The organism is Vibrio nereis NBRC 15637, from assembly GCF_001591105.1.
Classification (GTDB): Bacteria; Pseudomonadota; Gammaproteobacteria; order Enterobacterales; family Vibrionaceae; genus Vibrio; species Vibrio nereis.
The window spans coordinates 23,505-41,776 of record NZ_BCUD01000016.1; the positions used below are offsets into that span (position 1 = coordinate 23,505).

General features: G+C 49.5%; 15 protein-coding genes. 7 read left to right on the forward strand and 8 right to left on the reverse strand.

Translation table 11 applies throughout. The annotated features are described in order from the left end of the window. Positions 1-106: 106 nt before the first annotated feature. The 3 genes from VNE01S_RS14970 to VNE01S_RS14980 form a co-directional block, all read right to left on the reverse strand. Complete coding sequence (locus VNE01S_RS14970; protein WP_053396285.1) at positions 107-3,196, reverse strand: TonB-dependent receptor; 3,090 nt, start codon at positions 3,194-3,196, stop codon at positions 107-109. A gap of 96 nt (positions 3,197-3,292) precedes the next feature. Then, complete coding sequence (locus tag VNE01S_RS14975) at positions 3,293-4,237, reverse strand: FecR domain-containing protein (RefSeq protein ID WP_053396284.1); 945 nt, start codon at positions 4,235-4,237, stop codon at positions 3,293-3,295. Positions 4,238-4,239: 2 nt separating this feature from the next. Next, a complete protein-coding gene (locus tag VNE01S_RS14980) occupies positions 4,240-4,758 on the reverse strand; it encodes a sigma-70 family RNA polymerase sigma factor (protein WP_053396283.1) in 519 nt (172 codons plus the stop codon). A gap of 444 nt (positions 4,759-5,202) precedes the next feature. Between VNE01S_RS14980 and gmk the strand changes: the two genes are divergently transcribed. The 5 genes from gmk to recG all read left to right on the forward strand — a co-directional run bounded on the left by gmk (position 5,203) and on the right by recG (position 11,255). Beyond that, positions 5,203-5,826, forward strand: coding sequence for a guanylate kinase (gene gmk / locus VNE01S_RS14985; RefSeq protein WP_053396282.1), 624 nt, complete (start codon positions 5,203-5,205; stop codon positions 5,824-5,826). A gap of 76 nt (positions 5,827-5,902) precedes the next feature. After that, a complete protein-coding gene (gene rpoZ / locus VNE01S_RS14990) occupies positions 5,903-6,175 on the forward strand; it encodes a DNA-directed RNA polymerase subunit omega (protein ID WP_004410883.1) in 273 nt (90 codons plus the stop codon). A gap of 40 nt (positions 6,176-6,215) precedes the next feature. Then, entirely contained in the window at positions 6,216-8,336 is a 2,121-nt protein-coding gene (spoT, locus tag VNE01S_RS14995) for a bifunctional GTP diphosphokinase/guanosine-3',5'-bis pyrophosphate 3'-pyrophosphohydrolase (protein WP_053396281.1), read from the forward strand. A 62-nt stretch (positions 8,337-8,398) separates the two neighbouring features. Beyond that, positions 8,399-9,082: a tRNA (guanosine(18)-2'-O)-methyltransferase TrmH gene (gene trmH, locus VNE01S_RS15000; protein ID WP_053396280.1), complete on the forward strand. Its 684-nt coding sequence runs from the start codon at positions 8,399-8,401 to the stop codon at positions 9,080-9,082. 94 nt (positions 9,083-9,176) lie between these two features. Continuing rightward, the gene (recG, locus tag VNE01S_RS15005) at positions 9,177-11,255 is read left to right on the forward strand and encodes an ATP-dependent DNA helicase RecG (RefSeq protein ID WP_053396279.1); all 2,079 of its coding nucleotides are present in this window, start codon (positions 9,177-9,179) and stop codon (positions 11,253-11,255) included. A gap of 63 nt (positions 11,256-11,318) precedes the next feature. Here recG and cysQ read toward each other — a convergent pair whose 3' ends face one another. The 4 genes from cysQ to VNE01S_RS15025 form a co-directional block, all read right to left on the reverse strand. Then, on the reverse strand, positions 11,319-12,146 hold the full coding sequence (cysQ, locus tag VNE01S_RS15010; RefSeq protein ID WP_053396278.1) for a 3'(2'),5'-bisphosphate nucleotidase CysQ: 828 nt from the start codon (positions 12,144-12,146) through the stop codon (positions 11,319-11,321). A gap of 25 nt (positions 12,147-12,171) precedes the next feature. Beyond that, positions 12,172-12,723 (reverse strand): ADP compounds hydrolase NudE, encoded by a 552-nt coding sequence (gene nudE, locus VNE01S_RS15015; RefSeq protein ID WP_053396277.1) that lies wholly within the window; start codon positions 12,721-12,723, stop codon positions 12,172-12,174. Between the two features lie 131 nt (positions 12,724-12,854). Then, positions 12,855-13,442: a Fe-S biogenesis protein NfuA gene (gene nfuA / locus VNE01S_RS15020; RefSeq protein ID WP_053396276.1), complete on the reverse strand. Its 588-nt coding sequence runs from the start codon at positions 13,440-13,442 to the stop codon at positions 12,855-12,857. Between the two features lie 92 nt (positions 13,443-13,534). Beyond that, positions 13,535-14,242, reverse strand: a complete 708-nt coding sequence (locus VNE01S_RS15025; protein ID WP_053396275.1) for an amidophosphoribosyltransferase — start codon at positions 14,240-14,242, stop codon at positions 13,535-13,537. 56 nt (positions 14,243-14,298) lie between these two features. Between VNE01S_RS15025 and bioH the strand changes: the two genes are divergently transcribed. Both bioH and VNE01S_RS15035 read left to right on the forward strand, forming a co-directional pair. Beyond that, positions 14,299-15,096, forward strand: a complete 798-nt coding sequence (gene bioH, locus VNE01S_RS15030; RefSeq protein WP_053396274.1) for a pimeloyl-ACP methyl ester esterase BioH — start codon at positions 14,299-14,301, stop codon at positions 15,094-15,096. A gap of 117 nt (positions 15,097-15,213) precedes the next feature. Further along, positions 15,214-15,684, forward strand: coding sequence for a hypothetical protein (locus VNE01S_RS15035; protein ID WP_053396273.1), 471 nt, complete (start codon positions 15,214-15,216; stop codon positions 15,682-15,684). A 100-nt stretch (positions 15,685-15,784) separates the two neighbouring features. Here VNE01S_RS15035 and VNE01S_RS15040 read toward each other — a convergent pair whose 3' ends face one another. Then, positions 15,785-18,106, reverse strand: a complete 2,322-nt coding sequence (locus VNE01S_RS15040; RefSeq protein ID WP_053396272.1) for a Tex family protein — start codon at positions 18,104-18,106, stop codon at positions 15,785-15,787. Positions 18,107-18,272 lie beyond the last annotated feature (166 nt).

Below are 18,272 nucleotides of genomic sequence, written 5' to 3' on the forward strand. Positions count from 1 at the left end.
GTGTCCTTCTTTTTGAAGTAGCTTCATTCAATACACCGGATAACATTAGAAAAGCCTTAACCTAAATAGAAAAAACCGCAGCAAAAGTTGCGGGGGCATAATCAGCCTAAAATCGACCTGTTAGTTTGAGGCTGACGGTTCGGCCCGGTGCCGGTATACCAGCCACGGCTCCTGGCTCTAAATAATAGATATCCGTCAGATTGCTGCCGCGTAGCTCAAATTGGAGATGTTGATTAAAGCGATAGCCAACATACGCATCGAGTGTCGTGACATTATCTCGCTTAACATAATCGTCAGGATGACTGCCAGAGGCATAGTATGTTCGAGCCCCCGTCACCAATTTATTGTTGAAGAAGCGGGCCCCAAAATGCACGCTACCGCTAATTTCTGGCGGCACTTTGTTAGCCAAATAACTACTATTGCTGAAACCGCCACGACGACAGCGCTGGTACTCTGGTACCCCGCCATCCGCTAAATCAGCCATAAAACGCTGAGCGGCCGCATTTTCGTCACACATTTCATTTTCAAGGTTGTAGGCGATCGACAGATCACCAAAATAATAGCCATCGTCATAATCCGCCTGAAATTCTAGACCACTGGTCGTCATTTTTTCTAGGTTGCTAAAGCTGGTCGTTAACAACGATGTATTCCTGTCCATAACGTTTTCAATGACTTGGTCAAAGTACGTCAGTTTTATACTCGCGTCGTCAAAATACTGGATATAGCCAAGCTCAAACAATTTGGAACGCTCCGGCTCCAGCGGAGACGAAACCGATGGCACCGCCGAGAATCCGAGCGTACTCTCGAACATACTTGGGAAACGCAGCGATTCGGCATAGCGCAGGTAGCTGCGACTATCGTCCGTCATTAACCACGTCAAAGATGCCGACGGCATCCAGCCGTGCGCGCTGGATTCCGTATTGCGGTAAATACTGGTCGCCGAGGCACTCAAAGATTGGGCCGCACAACTTCCGGCGACATAGTTAGGGTCACCTACTGCGGCAATACAAGCGTTGTCCTCTGCGTTGTAGTTATTCTGACCGTCATGGCGCCATTCTGCCTCATGATCCTCAACATAAGAGGTATGCTGCGCCGCTTCTGCCAATCGTTCTTCCACTATCACATCCTGTTCTGCGATAGCCGCGTTGAGCTTTTCTTGCGCCATTGAAATCAGTGGGTGCCCTTCGGGCAAGCCGTTTAGTAAGTTACTCCAGCGTTCAATCGTTGCGTTGGTTTCACCGCGCACCGACTCTTCCACCCCGCTCAGGTAGGTGTCGCGATTGACATCGGTGATTGGCACATTCATCTGATAAGTGAGTTTGTAGCCATCGTTGGAATATTGCGTTAGCGACTGAGTATCGCCAGCCGCAAGTCGGTTTTTTACGTAGTTATCGACCGTTTTCGAGTAACCATAACGTGCTCCCGCATTGAGAATTAACGAGTCGGTTGCCCGCCATTCAATATTGGCACTGCCGTGGTACTCAGTCCGCTCACCTGCCCTCACTTGCTGGAACTCTTCAATTGCCGCATTCAGATCGCCTTTAGGTGCCAACTCATGGTGCTGATAGTTGCCAGATAACGTCACATCGACATCCGATCCCAGCAGCATTTTGTTGCTAAAACTTAAGCCATAGCGGTCTTCTTCAGCGTTAATCCGAGCGGTATTACGGATAATGTTTGACCCAGCGACCAAGCTGTTTGGCGACCCTGGTCCAGAATTGGAACTGACATCCGACAAGGTCACCCACAAGTTGGATTTAAAATTGATAAAGGGATTAGTCGGATTAGAGCGTAGCTTGAGGTTGTAGGCCTGTAACTCTGTCTTATTGAGTGGCCACTGAGCAACACCAGACATAAACCTGGCCTCAGCGCGGCTGGCAAGGATTTCACCGTGAATGCTTCTGGTGTAACGCGCGCCCAATTCCATTTTGGTTGCAGGGTTCAGGTGAACCGCGAATTTCCCAAGGAAAGACTCCATCTCTGACGAGGTATTGGGCACTTCCTGCCCAGGGTGATACACCAACGCAATATGCTCAGGGCTGATGGCGACCTGTCGCCCTCCCAATTCTTCACCGCTTTCTAAAGCTTGCTGGTAGAAGCCCGCATCGTGTTGCCCTGAAAAGTAGTTACCTCGATTACGGTAAGCATAAGCCGCCAACCATTCCGCTTTAGGGCCAACTCCCGATATGGCCAACCGATAGGCTGTATCTTCACCATTCAGTGGGTTGTCATCGCGATCATCATCTGGATTGATCAGCAAAGCTGGGTCACTATAAAGCAGATCTACGGCCGGGTTTTCTAGGTTTTCATATTCAGGGATGGTGCTGAAGTCTTGCCCAGTATATAACCTAGGACTTCGTGGAGACGTCGAATTACTGCTGCTTTCGACAACCAACTCCATGCCAAAGGTTTCGCCAGGAAGCACGATATCATGCGGCGACAAAGTGGTAATTTCTACTGCCCCACCAACAGACGTGTTCACATCTGGGTTAATCTGCGCCCCTTTGTGCACCGTCATACCGCCAATCAGGTTAGGGTCGATAAAACTACGATTTGACGCACCACGGTAGCCATTATTGACGGTTATCGCTTGTTCCGTCCCATCAATGACAACAGGGACCCGGCCCGGCCCTTGAACTCCGCGAATATTAGGGTCTATTCCCCCACCATTACGCGCATCACCACTATGAACGTTGGCCATACCTTTGAAAATGTCAGAAGCATCCGCACCTTTAAAGCGTTCAATTTCCTCTTTACCACGATATTCAGTCGCGACATCTTTGTCGTAAACATCAGCCTCGCCAAGTTCATCCCGCTTAACACCACCATTCAAACTGGTGCCAACTTGAATAGCGTCCAGTTCCCATTCTCCTCCTCCATTAACGAGATAAGAGCCATCCACTTGTTGATAAGCATTCAAACCTGCTTCAGCCAGCAAAAAGCGAAATGCCTCATCCGGTTGATAGTTTCCCTGTATCCCTTGGCTGTATTGGCCCTGACTCAAGTTGGCATCAATGGAGTATTCAATGCCAGCCTGCAAAGCGAACTCATTGAGTACGGAATCTAGGTCCCCCGCTGGAATATCGAACGTTTGTGCGTGAACAGAAAACGCAATGGCTGGAAACACTATCCCGACCATTCTGAGCTTGGCCCGGATAGCTAGCGACAATAAATTCGAAGAAAAGGGAGACTGCACGTTAATGTCCTTATTCGTTTGGTTAACTAATAGCTACACCGAACGAAAAAGCAAAAGCCTCAATACAAGAGAGACAAATCTTTAGAACATAATAAGTTACGCCTTGCTCGCGACGATAGTGACCCAGAAACGGGTGCGGAAATTCACCTCAATCGGCAAGGTTTGACGCAGGTTTTCCAGCGTCTGGTCTGTATTTCGAGTAGAGAACACTCCTGAGACTCTATGCGATGATAGTTCAGGCGACATATTAATCACGCCATGACGATAACGTGCCAGTTCAGCGATAAACACTGGCAACGGAGTATCATGAGCTAGGATTTTCTGTTCCAACCATAACGCATCCGCCACGTTCAAAGTCTGTTTAGCGGCTAGATGATTTTCCGTAAAACGACTTTGCTCTCCAGCCAACAATCGGCCACCTTTCACTGGCTCTAGAGGCTGAGCCATCACTTCACCTTCAAACACACTCACCTGCGTTTGATTTTGTTCAAGACGAACGCTAAATCGGGTTCCAATCGGCGTCACACTTCCTTGCGGGGTGATCACATGAAAGGGGGTACGGTGATGGCCTGTTGTCACCATTATCTCGCCTTCAACTAAACGGATAACACGCTGGCCTTGATCAAAATCGACCTGGATGCGGCTCGCGGTATTGAGTACGACAAGGGTGCCATCAGACAGCTGGACTGGCTTGATTTCTCCCACTGAAGATGCGTACTGTGCCCCTCCTTGTGGCATCGCTGCATCACTCGACACCACTAAACTCATTGTCAGCAGCGAAACGCCTCCCCAAATCAGCACTTGCCTTCGAGACACACGGCGACGATAAGTACTTAAAATCTTACTCCCTGATTGAGGGTCAGGCAGGGAAGCAAACTTCTGCTGTAGCGACTCCATCCGCTGCCAAGCCTGTTCATTATCGGGATGACGAGTACGCCATAAATGCAAAGCGTGCTTATCCTGCTCTGTCACATCGTCTGACCACATCCTTGCCATCCATAACGATGCCTGTTCGATGGACTTTCGTGATATCTGATCCATGGTCAGTAATAGCCTTTCATCGCAGCCAACATGCAGCTTTGTAACGCTTTAGCCACGTACTTTTCTACCGAAGACACCGACACTTCCAATCGCTGGGCAATTTCCTTATAACTCAAGCCTTCCATCTGCCTCAAAATTAGAGCCTGACGAACTTTGAATGGCTGCTTATGTTGCATGGCATCGATTTCCACCAACACTTCAACCATCATAGTTTGTGTTTCTGGCGATGCCGCAACCTCTTCCGGTACCCGTTCCAGCAACTCAAGGTACGCCGCTTCAATACGACGACGGCGATACGTATCGACCACCAACCCTTTTGCAATATGAGTCAGGTAACGACGAGAATCTTTACGCTCTGGCAGTTTCCCACTGACCAATAACCGCAGGTAAGTATCCTGAACCAAATCGGCACTAATATGAGGGCAACTCAACCTGCGCTGAATAAACAACGAAAGCCAGCTGTGATGCTCTCTGTACATGCTGTCGACTTCGTTAATATCCATGGGGCTGATAGCCGTCATAATTTGCCACTCCTTCTCGGTTGCATAACATTTTAAATGAAAATAATTATCATTAAAATTTACTTATACGCAACGATTATTCAAGAAAAGTGTGCTACTCGATGGCATTAGATCTGTTTTATATAGAGCTAAATCAGCTATTTATCTTGGAAAAACAGCAAAAAAACGATACCGCTATTTTTTATCGTAGAGTGGTATACCAATAAATTGATATTTCTGGCCCTACAAAAAGCACATCCTGTACCTTGAGAAAAACGCACACTTTCGCAGAGCACTCTCACAACAACGCAAGGGCTTGTGATGATCCTTAAGATCATGATACTCTTCGCCTCCATTTTTCTGACCTAATTTTCACCAACTCGGTGATTCAACACGGTCAGTGCTATCTTTAAATATGTCGAATTCTCTTTTCGACCACATCAAACCAAACGTGGAATTGTACCTATGGGCAAAGGCACTCTTTATATCGTATCTGCACCGAGTGGCGCGGGAAAATCGAGCTTGATTTCAGCCATGCTGGAAACAAACCCTACTTACGCAATGAAAGTGTCTGTTTCGCATACCACACGCGGCATGCGTCCAGGTGAAGAAGATGGTGTGCATTACCATTTTGTTCAAAAGGAACATTTTGAAGATCTGATCGAACAAGGTGCATTCCTTGAGTACGCTGAAGTATTCGGTAACTACTACGGTACTTCACGCATTTGGATCGAAGAGAACCTAGAGAAAGGCATCGACGTATTTCTAGATATCGACTGGCAAGGTGCGCGTCAAATTCGTGAGCAAATGCCACTGGCGAAAAGCCTCTTTATCTTACCTCCTTCAAATGGCGAGCTAGAACGTCGCCTAAATACTCGAGGCCAAGACAGTGAAGCCGTTATCGCCAAACGCATGGCAGAAGCAAAGTCAGAGATTTCTCACTACAACGAATACGACTACGTGATCATCAATGATGATTTCGACACTGCGCTGATGGACTTTAAAGCCATCATTCGTGCAGAAAGATTGAAGCAAGACAAGCAAACTGCTAAATATAAAGGCATGCTTGATGCGTTGTTGGCGGAGTAAGTCCTAGACACTAGGATTACTCACGCTGTATAATTTCTCGTCATACAAAATTTTAGATAACTAATTTGGAGTCCTCATGGCACGCGTAACTGTTCAAGACGCTGTTGAAAAAGTTGGCAACCGTTTCGACCTAGTTCTAATTGCGGCTCGCCGCGCTCGTCAAATGCAAACTGGCGGTAAAGATTCACTAGTGCCAGAAGAGAACGATAAGCAGACGGTTATCGCTCTACGCGAGATCGAAGAAGGTCTTATCACGAAAGAAATCCTAGATGCTCGTGAGCGTCAGGAACAACAAGAGCAAGAAGCAGCAGAATTAGCAGCCGTAAGCAGCATCGCTCACAGTCGTTAATCTGACTCTCTTCATAACAACTATCTTCCAGGCCTAAAGTTTGTATCTATTCGATAGCCTCAAAGACGTTGCCCAAGAATACCTAACAGAGCCTCAAATTGAGGCTCTGCGTCAATCTTATGTGGTAGCGAAAGATGCCCATGAAGGGCAGACCCGTTCAAGCGGGGAACCTTATATCATCCACCCTGTTGCGGTTTCTCGCATCTTGGCTGAAATGCGCCTAGATATTGAAACACTGCAGGCGGCACTCCTGCACGATGTCATCGAAGACTGCGATGTCACCAAAGAAGAGCTCGAAGCGCAATTTGGTAACACCGTAGCCGAACTCGTTGATGGCGTGTCTAAGCTGGATAAACTTAAGTTCCGTGATCGCAAGGAAGCCCAGGCTGAAAACTTTCGCAAAATGGTGCTTGCCATGGTGCAAGACATTCGCGTTATCCTGATCAAGCTGGCGGACCGAACTCACAACATGCGTACACTGGGTGCTCTACGCCCAGATAAAAAACGACGCATCGCCCGTGAAACTCTGGAAATCTACTCTCCCCTTGCCCACCGACTTGGTATTCACAACATCAAAACAGAGTTAGAAGAGCTCGGTTTTGAAGCGCTGTACCCGAATCGCTACCGCGTACTCAAAGAAGTGGTCAAAGCCGCTCGTGGCAACCGTAAAGAGATGATCCAACGCATCCACAGCGAGATCGAAGGACGCCTAGAAGAAGTCGGCCTAGACGCTCGTGTGGTTGGACGTGAGAAAAACCTGTTCTCCATCTACAACAAGATGAAAACCAAAGAACAGCGTTTCCATACCATTATGGATATCTACGCGTTCCGTGTGGTCGTCGAAAGTGCCGATACTTGTTATCGCGTGTTAGGTCAGGTACACAGCTTGTACAAGCCACGTCCGGGTCGCATGAAAGACTACATCGCGGTACCGAAAGCCAACGGTTACCAATCTCTACATACCTCTATGGTTGGCCCTCACGGCGTACCTGTCGAAGTACAAATCCGTACTGAAGACATGGACCAAATGGCGGACAAAGGTGTGGCGGCGCACTGGTCTTACAAAGGCAACGGCGAACGTACTGGCACCACCGCGCAAGTCAAAGCGCAGCGTTGGATGCAAAGCCTGCTTGAGCTGCAGCAAAGTGCAGGTAACTCGTTTGAGTTCATCGAAAACGTCAAATCAGACCTATTCCCGGATGAGATTTACGTCTTCACGCCGAAAGGTCGTATTGTCGAGATGCCAGTGGGTGCGACAGCGGTCGACTTCGCTTATGCGGTTCACACTGATGTGGGTAACACCTGTGTCGGTGCTCGCGTAGACCGAAACCCATACCCGCTTAGCAAGGCACTAAAGAACGGTCAAACGATCGAAATCATTAGCGCTCCGGGTGCAAGACCAAACGCAGCATGGCTCAACTACGTAGTGACCTCGCGTGCGCGCACCAAGATCCGCCAAGTACTGAAAACCATGCGCCGTGAAGAATCGATCACGCTGGGTCGACGCTTACTCAACCACGCGCTGGGTGAACTGTCGATCACCGACATCAGTGAAGAAAACATCAACCACGTCTTGGCTGAGCTAAAGATCGCCTCGCTTGACGATTTGCTCGCGGCGATTGGCCTTGGTGAATTGATGAGTATCGTGATAGCTCGTCGCTTACTCGGGGATGCCGAAGAGCTGACCGAAGTCATCGGCACAGATGGTAAACCGAAGAAGAAACTACCAATTCGCGGTGCAGAAGGACTATTGCTGACCTTTGCCAATTGTTGTCACCCGATTCCAGACGACCACATTATTGCTCACGTTTCTCCGGGACGTGGCCTGGTGGTACACCGTGAAACGTGTCCAAACGTGCGTGGTTACCAGAAAGAGCCAGATAAATACATGGCCGTTGAATGGTCGGAAGAATATGACCAAGAGTTTATCGCCGAGCTACGCGTCGATGTACAAAATCGCCAAGGTGCTCTAGCCGAACTCACCAACGTGATCTCAAAGACCGGCTCCAATATTCATGGCCTGTCGACAGAAGAACGCGATGGCCGCCTGTACACAGTCACGGTGCTATTAACCACCAAAGACCGAGTCCACTTGGCGAGCATTATGCGCAGAATTAAAGCGATGCCGCAGACTTTAAAAGTCCGCCGACGCAAAAATTAATGCTTTCAATCTAACCAGAACGCCCTTGAAATACGCCATTTCAAGGGCGTTTATTTTGAATTATGAACCTAGAACGCTACCAACGAATTCAGCAAGTCCTTAAGACTCGTCAAACCGACCTCACTCTCTGCTTGGAAGAAGTCCATAAGCCTAACAACGTCTCCGCGGTGATCCGCACGGCGGACGCGACCGGTCTGCACAAAGTCCATGCAATCTGGCCAGATGAAATGCGCACCCTCAGCCACACGTCAGCAGGGGCACGTAACTGGGTTGAAGTGGATACCCATGATTCCATTTCCGATGCGATCCGCGAACTGAAAAGCCAAGGTATGCAAGTGTTGGTCACCAACCTATCCGATACCGCGGTCGACTTTCGCAACATTGACTACACCAAACCAACCGCCATCATCTTAGGCAGTGAAAAAGTCGGCGCATCTGAACAAGCCAAAAAGCTGGCCGATCAAGATATCATCATCCCTATGATGGGTATGGTGCAATCGCTGAACGTTTCCGTGGCCAGCGCCGTTATCCTGTATGAAGCCCAACGTCAGCGCGAAGCCGCCGGCATGTATGATAATGAAAACAGTGCCCTTCCAGAGGACGTAATTCACCGCATATTATTCGAGCGTGGTCATCCGGTGCTGGCAAAAGTCGCGAAGCGTAAAGGGCTCCCTTACCCGCCTTTGGATGAGGAAGGCCAAATCGTCGCCGATGAAGCTTGGTGGAAGGAAATGCAGAAAAAATAGCGAGCCGCTCTGCTCATATGTGATTTTTCCTGTACAAATACACAGCTGGGTGGTTAACTATCTCGAGTTCATTGAATGAGTTACGAGTTTTGTTATGTCCCAGCTTTTATCAGCGATCCCACTTACTTCTCTCTCTGGCGTCGGTGCCAAAGTCGCAGAGAAACTCGCAAAAGTTGGCTTAAACTCCGTTCAGGACCTGCTGTTCCATCTACCACTTCGCTACGAAGACCGCACTCGCATTTACCCTATCATCAAATTGCACGCTGGCTTATGGGCCGCGGTGCAAGGCAAGGTGATGAGCGTCGATACCATTTTCGGTAAACGTAAAATGCTGGCGGTGAAAATCAGTGACGGTAACGGCACCATTACGCTACGCTTTTTTAACTTTTCGGCGGGAATGAAAAATAACTTCGCCGAAGGTAAAACGGTTTACGCTTACGGCGAAATCAAACGCGGGGGATTTGGCCTTGAGATTGTTCATCCCGATTATAAGTTTCACTCCCCCAACCAAAAAGCCGACACTGAAGAGACCCTGACCCCCGTCTACCCCACTACGGATGGATTGCGTCAAGCCACACTGCGTAACCTGACCGATCAAGCCTTAGCGCTGCTCGACAAAGCGGCGGTGCAAGAGTTACTGCCCTCAGGTCTCTACAACCATCAAATTACTCTCGCCCAAGCGCTGCACACTATTCATCGTCCGCCGCCAAACATCAACTTGGAAGAATTTGACGAAGGGCAACACCCAGCACAGGTGCGCCTGATCATGGAAGAGCTGTTAGCGCAAAACTTGTCGATGTTGTCGGTGCGCAGCAAAGGGCAAAAAGACGTGGCCCTACCGCTACCAGAGAGCAATCAGCTCAAACAACAACTGCTGGCGCAACTGCCATTCTCACCGACCAACGCACAAAACCGTGTGGTGCAAGAGATCGAGCAAGACTTGGCTCAGCCTCACCCAATGATGCGTTTAGTACAGGGTGATGTCGGCTCGGGTAAAACCTTAGTTGCGGCAATGGCAGCGCTGCGTGCTCTAGAATATGGCTACCAAGTGGCGCTGATGGCACCCACCGAACTGCTGGCCGAACAACACGCGATCAATTTTGCCAACTGGTTTGAGCCAATGGGAATTAAAGTCGGTTGGTTAGCCGGTAAGCTGAAAGGCAAAGCCAAAGAGGCAGAGCTGGAACGCATTGCCAGTGGTGATGCACAAATGGTGGTTGGTACCCATGCACTGTTTCAAGAGCACGTTAAGTTTAATCACTTGGCACTGGTGATCATTGATGAACAACACCGATTTGGTGTCCACCAGCGTTTAGAGCTGCGTGAAAAGGGTGAAAAGCAAGGCGCTTTCCCACACCAGCTGATCATGACAGCCACGCCAATCCCGCGTACGTTGGCCATGACGGCGTATGCGGACTTAGAAACCTCTGTAATTGATGAACTGCCACCAGGCAGAACGCCAATCCAAACTGTCGCTATTCCAGATACCAAACGCGACGACATCGTCGAACGTGTGCGTCATGCCTGTTTAACCGAAGGCAAACAAGCGTATTGGGTGTGTACCCTGATTGATGAATCTGAAGTGCTGGAAGCGCAAGCGGCGGCTGATACTGCCGAAGAGCTGCAACGCAAGCTGCCGGATGTCAAAATCGGTTTGGTGCACGGGCGCATGAAACCCGCCGAGAAACAAGCCGTGATGCAGGACTTTAAAGACAACAAACTGCATTTATTAGTGGCGACGACGGTGATTGAAGTCGGCGTAGATGTACCGAATTCCAGCCTGATGATCATCGAAAACCCAGAGCGCCTTGGCTTGGCTCAGCTCCACCAGCTTCGCGGCCGTGTTGGCCGAGGCAGCGTGGCGAGCCACTGTGTGTTGCTCTATCACGCACCACTATCAAAAACCGCGCAAAAGCGTTTAGGTGTTTTACGTGAAAGTAACGATGGCTTTGTGATCGCGCAGCGTGACCTAGAAATCCGCGGTCCCGGAGAGCTACTCGGCACCAAACAAACTGGTATGGCTGATTTTAAAATTGCCGATCTCGTTCGTGATCAACGCTTAATTCCGGAAGTCCAACGCATTGCACGCTACATTCACGACAATTACCCAGATAACGCGATTGCCATTATTGACCGTTGGCTAGGTGACAGAGATGTATACGCCAAAGCCTAAAACGACAAAGGGTTGATACCTCAGTATCAACCCTTTTTGCATCTACGGCTGTTTTAGCCACCGCTAGTCTTTAATTTTTAAGATCTCATCCCACGGTAGGCCTTCATCACCTAATACGATGAAGTTGGGGTTTTCCAACGTATCGCGTTCGTTGTACGACAACGGTTCCAGTTGGGTACTCAAGATACGCCCGCCCGCTTCTTCGACAATACATTGCGTCGCGGCGGTATCCCACTCACCCGTTGGCCCTAAACGCAGGTAGCAGTCCACCGCCCCTTCAGCCACCAAACACGCTTTTAGCGCGGCTGAGCCCAGCGGGACTAAGTCATAGTTCCACGCGCTGCTCATGCGGCTGGTAATACGATTGATATCTTGACGGCGGCTAATCGCGATGGCGATCGGCGACGATTGCCCATCGTGATTATGGCTGTGAATCGCGACTCTTTCACTCATATCCGGGATCTTCCACGCGCCTTTGCCTTGATAAGCGTAATAAGTAACACCGGATACTGGGCCATAAACCACACCCATGATTGGCTTATTGTTCTCAACCAGCGCGATGATAGTGGCAAAGTCACCACTGCGGGCAATAAACTCTTGCGTGCCATCGAGTGGGTCAACCAACCAATAGCGATCCCACTGCGAACGCTTTTCTAAGCTGATATCGGCATCTTCTTCCGAGAGTACCGGGATATCCGGCGTCAACTCTGAGAGCTGTTCCGTAATAAATTTGTGCGCAGCAATATCGGCACTGGTGACGGGCGTTTCATCACTTTTGGTAAACGCTTGGTACTCTTTTTTCTCGTAAATATCGAGAATAAGCTGCCCAGCCGAGCGGGCAATATCAATCACTGCATCAATGTGATGGGAAAAGTCTTCTGTTATTGGCATAGTAAATCCTTTACGCCCCTACTGCTTATTGTGCTTCTAGTGTTCTTAGGGCGAGTAACAACGCGGTGATACTCCGTGCTTCGCAAAAATCGAGATGGTTCAATAGCTCCGCTGCTTGTGCCAAAGGCCAGCGAATCACTTCCAAAGGTTCCGGCTCATCGCCTTCTAACTGTTCTGAGTATAGATCTTCTGCAATAAACAGAGTCATTTTACTAGAGAAATAAGACGGTGCGAGAATGACCTCTTTTAACGGCGTCAGCTTTCGGGTACCAAAACCAATTTCTTCTTTTAACTCACGATCAGCGGCTTGCTCCGGTGTTTCCCCTTCATCGATCAGCCCTTTGGGAAAACCAAGCTCGTAACGCTCAGTGCCTGCAGCATACTCACGTACTAATAAAATATCGCCCTGCTGCGTCACAGGAACCATCATTACCGCATTGCGGCCGCGCGGTTTCATGCGCTCATAGGTACGCTTTTCGCCATTACTAAAGCGCAAGTCGAGTGCTTCAATGGAAAACAATCTAGATTGGGCAACGGTTTCTTTTGCCAGAACTTCTGGTGGTATTCGCTTGGCCACACGCTTACTCCCTAGTAAAAGTTGAACCTCCTAATATAGGAGAAATCCAACGGGTTTGAAATCAAAAAAAGGGCTGACAATAATGCCAACCCTTTGCGTTCTTATACATGAATCACAGGACTCGAAATTCGTTAGTAGTAAGAGTGCTCACCACGATCGTGTTCTGTTGCATCACGAACAGCGGTCAATTCTCCATTAAACTCTTGAAGAAGCTGCTTTTCGATGCCTTCTTTCAAGGTCACGTCTACCATTGAACAACCATTACAACCACCACCAAACGAAACGATCGCAATACCGTCTTCAGTAATTTCTACTAGGTTAACGTTACCACCGTGGCTCGCTAATTGAGGGTTTACTTGAGTTTGAATAACATACTCAACACGTTCAATCAGAGGTGCGTCATCTGACACTTTACGCATCTTCGCGTTTGGTGCTTTTAGAGTCAGCTGAGAACCCATTTTGTCTGTCACGAAATCGATTTCCGCGTCTTCAAGGAACGGTAGGCTTAGCTCATCTACGTACGCAGAAAAACCTTCAAACGCGAATTCCGTATCAGTTCCTTCAACCGCCTCTGGTGGGCAATAAGAAACGCCACATTCAGCGTTTTGCGTTCCTGGGTTCACAACGAATACACGGATGTTAGTGCCTTCTGGCTGTTGGCTCAAAAGGTTAGCAAAATGCTTCTGAGCATTTTCGGTAATAGTAATAGGATTTGACACGACGAATACCTGAGTAAAATTGTAGGCTATTTAGTCACCATTCTACTCCTGATTTTTGCAAGATCTAGCCCCTCGGTATGAAAACTCGAGATCTAAGGCTTATCTGTGGGCTCAGGAGTCCGGCAGATGCAATAAATATCAACGGTTTTCACGCCCGCTTCAAGGAGTAATTTACATAAATGCTGCACAGTGCTGCCTGTGGTGAGTACATCATCAACAATTGCAACATGGCTAACGTTAACAGGTTGAACTAATTGAAAGGCGCCGCGCAAATTACGCATTCGCTGTGTACGATTTTTTCCCTGCTGAGCCGACGTAGCCCGCGTCCGCTTGAAGAGATTTGCGTAGGGTCGGTTGAGTTGCTTTGCCAAACTTAACGCAATAAGTTCACTTTGGTTGAACCCTCGCTGCCAATGCCTTTGCCAATGCAGCGGAACGGATGTGAGCAGCTCAGCCGGTTGTATGATCCTTGGCGCAAGCACGCTGGCGAGCTTTCCCGCTTGCCAAAACTGCCGTTCGTATTTGAGCTTGTGTACGTATCCTGAAATCGGCTGTTGATAATCCCCCACACAATACACATGGTGCCAATCCGGCGGGTCGGTCAAGCAGCGCCCACAGACTTCCACCAGCATTTGGGTGGGTAAACCACAGCACGCACACCTAGGCCTTTCTACTATATAGCGCTGACAATGCTCACATAACCAAGACAGCCGAGCGTCAGACTCTATGTCGAGCTGACACACTTCACAATGTGGCGGTAACAGGTCCGTTGTGTATTTCTTGAGCCAATGAGCTAACATATCCACCTCTGCGCAAAACCGAAAAACATTGTGCATGGGTTGGAAACAGCGAAAGGATGAAAAAAGTGGCAAAAAGTGAGAGCGTAAATTCACCACTCTATTGGCAAACTTCCGGTGAAGGGGATGACATTGTCTTGCTTCATGGTTGGGGAATGAACGGAGCAGTCTGGCACCAAACCGTCGAGGCACTAAGCCAACATTACTGCGTCCACGTCGTCGATTTACCCGGGTTTGGCCATAGCCATCAAGCTCACTTTGACTCGATTGAACATATGGCCGAGCTGGTACTGGCGAGCGCACCGAGTAAAGCCACTTGGCTTGGCTGGTCACTGGGTGGCTTGCTGGCCACACACATTGCGGTCCATCATCCTGAGCGGGTTGAAAAACTGATCACGGTTGCCAGTTCACCAAAATTTGCCGCGGAAAAACCGTGGCGCGGCATCCAACCAAACGTACTCAGCGCCTTTACGGACCAGCTGGTCGAAGACTTCCAGCGCACCATCGAACAGTTTATGGCACTGCAAGCGATGGGTAGCCCATCGGCACGCCAAGACGTCAAATCATTAAAGAAAGCCGTCCTGTCTCGCCCGTCACCGAATCCAAAATCACTGCTTGCTGGGCTCAACTTGCTGGCTGATATCGACTACCGTGACATGCTCGGTGCGCTGCAACTACCAACACTGCGCCTGTACGGCCGATTAGATGGCTTGGTGCCCGCCAAAGTTGCCAAGGATGTCGACCAATTAATGCCACACAGTGAAAGCTTTGTATTCAGCGCTTCTTCGCATGCTCCCTTCATGACCGAGTTTGATGAGTTTTGTCAGCAAATCACGCGTTTTATTCGTGATAGATAACAAATTTATCAACCTCTGGTGCTAAATGTTTGAGCAACATGGTCGATAAATAGACGAGTCAGGGAACTTCGTTCTATATTGCGAAGCAGACTTGACCGGGCGTGAGGAGGTTTAACGATGCTCGTATCACCTACGAACGTAAGTGTGCCGCTAATCGCCCCATCGGTGAATGTTCAAACGGAACAGACAGCTCGTGACAATAAAGTGCGCGAGCCGGTTACTCCAACAATGGCATTGGCCAAGAGTAATGCAGAGCGAAAAGTCAAAGCAGACGATAAACGGCGCAGGCAGTCATCATGGGATCCGTCAGAGCATCCAAGCTATGACACTGGAGAGCAAGATGACGTCAGTGCAACTTATCAGGAAGATCCCGAGAGTGACCTTGACCGGATATTCCAACTGCTCGCCCTAGACAGCTATAGTCAACATCAGGGCAAAGGCTACGCGATGCGCTTTCGGTTACCCAAACGTATAATCGATGCGGCGATAACGGAAGGCAAAATGGCAAAACGCAGAACCGTGATTAAGTTTCACTACGGCCAAGCTGTCGCGCCGAACACGCCATCCGATGTCATTGCGGTGTTGTAGTACCTAATGTTCGACACTTTAGAATGTAGGAAATACCGAAAAAAAATCCCCGCGCCTTTTTACAGGCTGCGGGGATTTGTATTTTTAATCGTCGTTAAGATTAACGCTTCGCTTTAGCAAAAGCAGCAGCAAAGGCACCGCCCATCGCACTGTTTGACGATTCATCGCGGCGACGCTGGCCACCTGAGTTGGACTGATGTTGTTGACCACGCGGCGCAGAACTACGTTGCGGGCGGTTGTCTTGTCCCGGTTCATCGTTCAAACGCATTGAAAGTGCGATACGCTTGCGCTGCACGTCCACTTCCATCACTTTGACTTTGACTATATCGCCCGCTTTCACCACTTCACGTGGGTCTGAAACAAAGCGATCCGTCAGTGCAGAGATATGCACTAGACCATCTTGGTGCACGCCAATATCAACGAACGCACCAAAGTTCGCTACGTTGGAAACCACGCCTTCTAAAACCATGCCCGGCTCCAAGTCTGACACCTTGTTTACCCCGTCGGCAAACGTCGCGGTTTTAAATTCAGGGCGCGGGTCACGGCCCGGCTTGTCGAGCTCTTTGATGATGTCGGTCACCGTTGGTACACCGAAGTTTTCATTGGTGTAGTCCACCGCATGCAGATTGCGGAGGAAGTCGGTATCACCAATCAAAGATTTAACGTCTTTGCGATTTTTCTCAGCGATCGCTTTCACCACAGGGTAGGCTTCTGGGTGAACCGATGACGCATCCAACGGGTTTTTACCATCCATAATACGCAAGAAACCGGCACACTGCTCGAACGCTTTAGGCCCCAAACGCGCGACTTTTTTCAGCGTGGTACGCGCTTCAAAGCGGCCATTTTCGTCGCGGTAATCGACGATGTTTTGCGCGATGGTGCTGGATAGGCCCGCCACGCGAGTCAGTAGCGCAGGTGAAGCGGTATTCACGTCTACACCCACCGCGTTTACACAGTCTTCCACCACCGCGTCTAGACGCTTAGCCAGCATAGATTGGCTCACATCGTGTTGGTATTGACCCACACCGATCGATTTAGGGTCGATTTTCACCAGCTCCGCCAACGGATCTTGCAGGCGACGGGCGATCGATACTGCACCACGCAGTGATACGTCTAAGTTTGGAAACTCCTTCGCCGCCAATTCAGACGCCGAATACACAGACGCGCCCGCTTCACTGACCATGATCTTCTGCACTTTGAGGTTGTTACGCTTAATCAGATCAGCAACAAAGCTGTCGGTTTCACGTGAAGCGGTACCGTTACCGATCGCGATCAGATCGACGTTGTGTTTGGTCACTAGGCTCGCCACAACCTGCGCGGCTTTGTCGTATTGGTTTTGTGGTGGATGTGGATAGATGGTGTCGGTTGCCAGCACTTTACCAGTCGAGTCTACAACCGCAATCTTCGAACCCGTACGCAAACCTGGGTCAAGACCAAGTGTGGCACGTGGGCCCGCAGGCGCCGCCATCAGCAAATCTTTTAGGTTAGTAGCAAACACTTCAATTGCTTCGATTTCTGCGCGCTCTTTCAGTGCGCCCATCAGCTCGGTTTCCATGTGCATCGACACTTTGATGCGCCATGCCCAACTGATCACCTGTTTGCGCCATGTATCGGCCGGCGCATTGCTGAGTGAGATACCGTAGTGGTCTGCGATGATGGTTTCGCAGTATGACTGACGCACACCCTCTTCTTGAGCTGGGTCGGCGTTCATTGCCAGCGTCAGGAAGCCTTCGTTGCGGCCACGCAGCATAGCTAACGCGCGATGTGAAGGCACTTTGCTTAGCGGCTCATTGTGCTCGAAGTAATCTTTGAACTTCTCGCCTTCACGCTCTCTGCCTTCCACTACACGAGCAACCAGCTCGGCGTTGCGGTTGAGATGATGGCGGATCTTTTCCAGTAGGTTGGCATCTTCTGCGATGCGCTCCATGACGATCGCACGCGCGCCATCCAATGCAGCTTTGGTATCGGCGATGCCTTTATCAGCATCAATGTATTGCGTGGCTTCGCTTTCTGGTTCGGTTTGCGGCTCGTTCCATAACTTATCCGCCAGCGGTTCCAGCCCCGCTTCAATTGCGATCTGACCTTTGGTACGACGCTTTGGTTTGTAAGGCAGGTACAGGTCTTCTAAACGCGTTTTGCTGTCAGCTTGGTTAATTTCTGCTTCCAGCTCTGCAGTCAATTTACCTTGTTCGCCGATCGACTTCAGAATGGTTTGTCTGCGGTCATCCAGCTCACGCAAATAGGATAGTCGACTATCTAGATTACGTAACTGGGTATCGTCCAGCCCCCCCGTCACCTCTTTACGGTAACGGGCAATAAATGGCACTGTGTTGCCATCATCAATCAGGTTAACAGCGGCGATGACTTGCTCAGGGCGAACATTGAGTTCCTGGGCAATCGTATGACAGATAGCTTGGCTCATCCGTTGAATCTCTAGTTTTACGTTGATGGCCCCATTCTACGGAGTAAACAAGCACAGGCAAGCGGTGATATGTCAATGATGTGCAAGTGTGAATCGATATGTGAGGCGACCAAAACCCACTCCGTTCGACGTGCTTTTTTATCACGCTACTGTCTGCTGTCTTGGG

Bases quoted from the DNA above. Each gene is read 5' to 3' on its own strand.
- VNE01S_RS14975 (WP_053396284.1), bottom strand. From the start codon at position 4,237: ATGGATCAGATATCACGAAAGTCCATCGAACAGGCATCGTTATGGATG.
- VNE01S_RS14980 (WP_053396283.1), bottom strand. From the start codon at position 4,758: ATGACGGCTATCAGCCCCATGGATATTAACGAAGTCGACAGCATGTAC.
- gmk (WP_053396282.1), top strand. From the start codon at position 5,203: ATGGGCAAAGGCACTCTTTATATCGTATCTGCACCGAGTGGCGCGGGA.
- rpoZ (WP_004410883.1), top strand. From the start codon at position 5,903: ATGGCACGCGTAACTGTTCAAGACGCTGTTGAAAAAGTTGGCAACCGT.
- trmH (WP_053396280.1), top strand. From the start codon at position 8,399: ATGAACCTAGAACGCTACCAACGAATTCAGCAAGTCCTTAAGACTCGT.
- recG (WP_053396279.1), top strand. From the start codon at position 9,177: ATGTCCCAGCTTTTATCAGCGATCCCACTTACTTCTCTCTCTGGCGTC.
- cysQ (WP_053396278.1), bottom strand. From the start codon at position 12,146: ATGCCAATAACAGAAGACTTTTCCCATCACATTGATGCAGTGATTGAT.
- VNE01S_RS15025 (WP_053396275.1), bottom strand. From the start codon at position 14,242: ATGTTAGCTCATTGGCTCAAGAAATACACAACGGACCTGTTACCGCCA.
- bioH (WP_053396274.1), top strand. From the start codon at position 14,299: ATGAAAAAAGTGGCAAAAAGTGAGAGCGTAAATTCACCACTCTATTGG.
- VNE01S_RS15035 (WP_053396273.1), top strand. From the start codon at position 15,214: ATGCTCGTATCACCTACGAACGTAAGTGTGCCGCTAATCGCCCCATCG.
- VNE01S_RS15040 (WP_053396272.1), bottom strand. From the start codon at position 18,106: ATGAGCCAAGCTATCTGTCATACGATTGCCCAGGAACTCAATGTTCGC.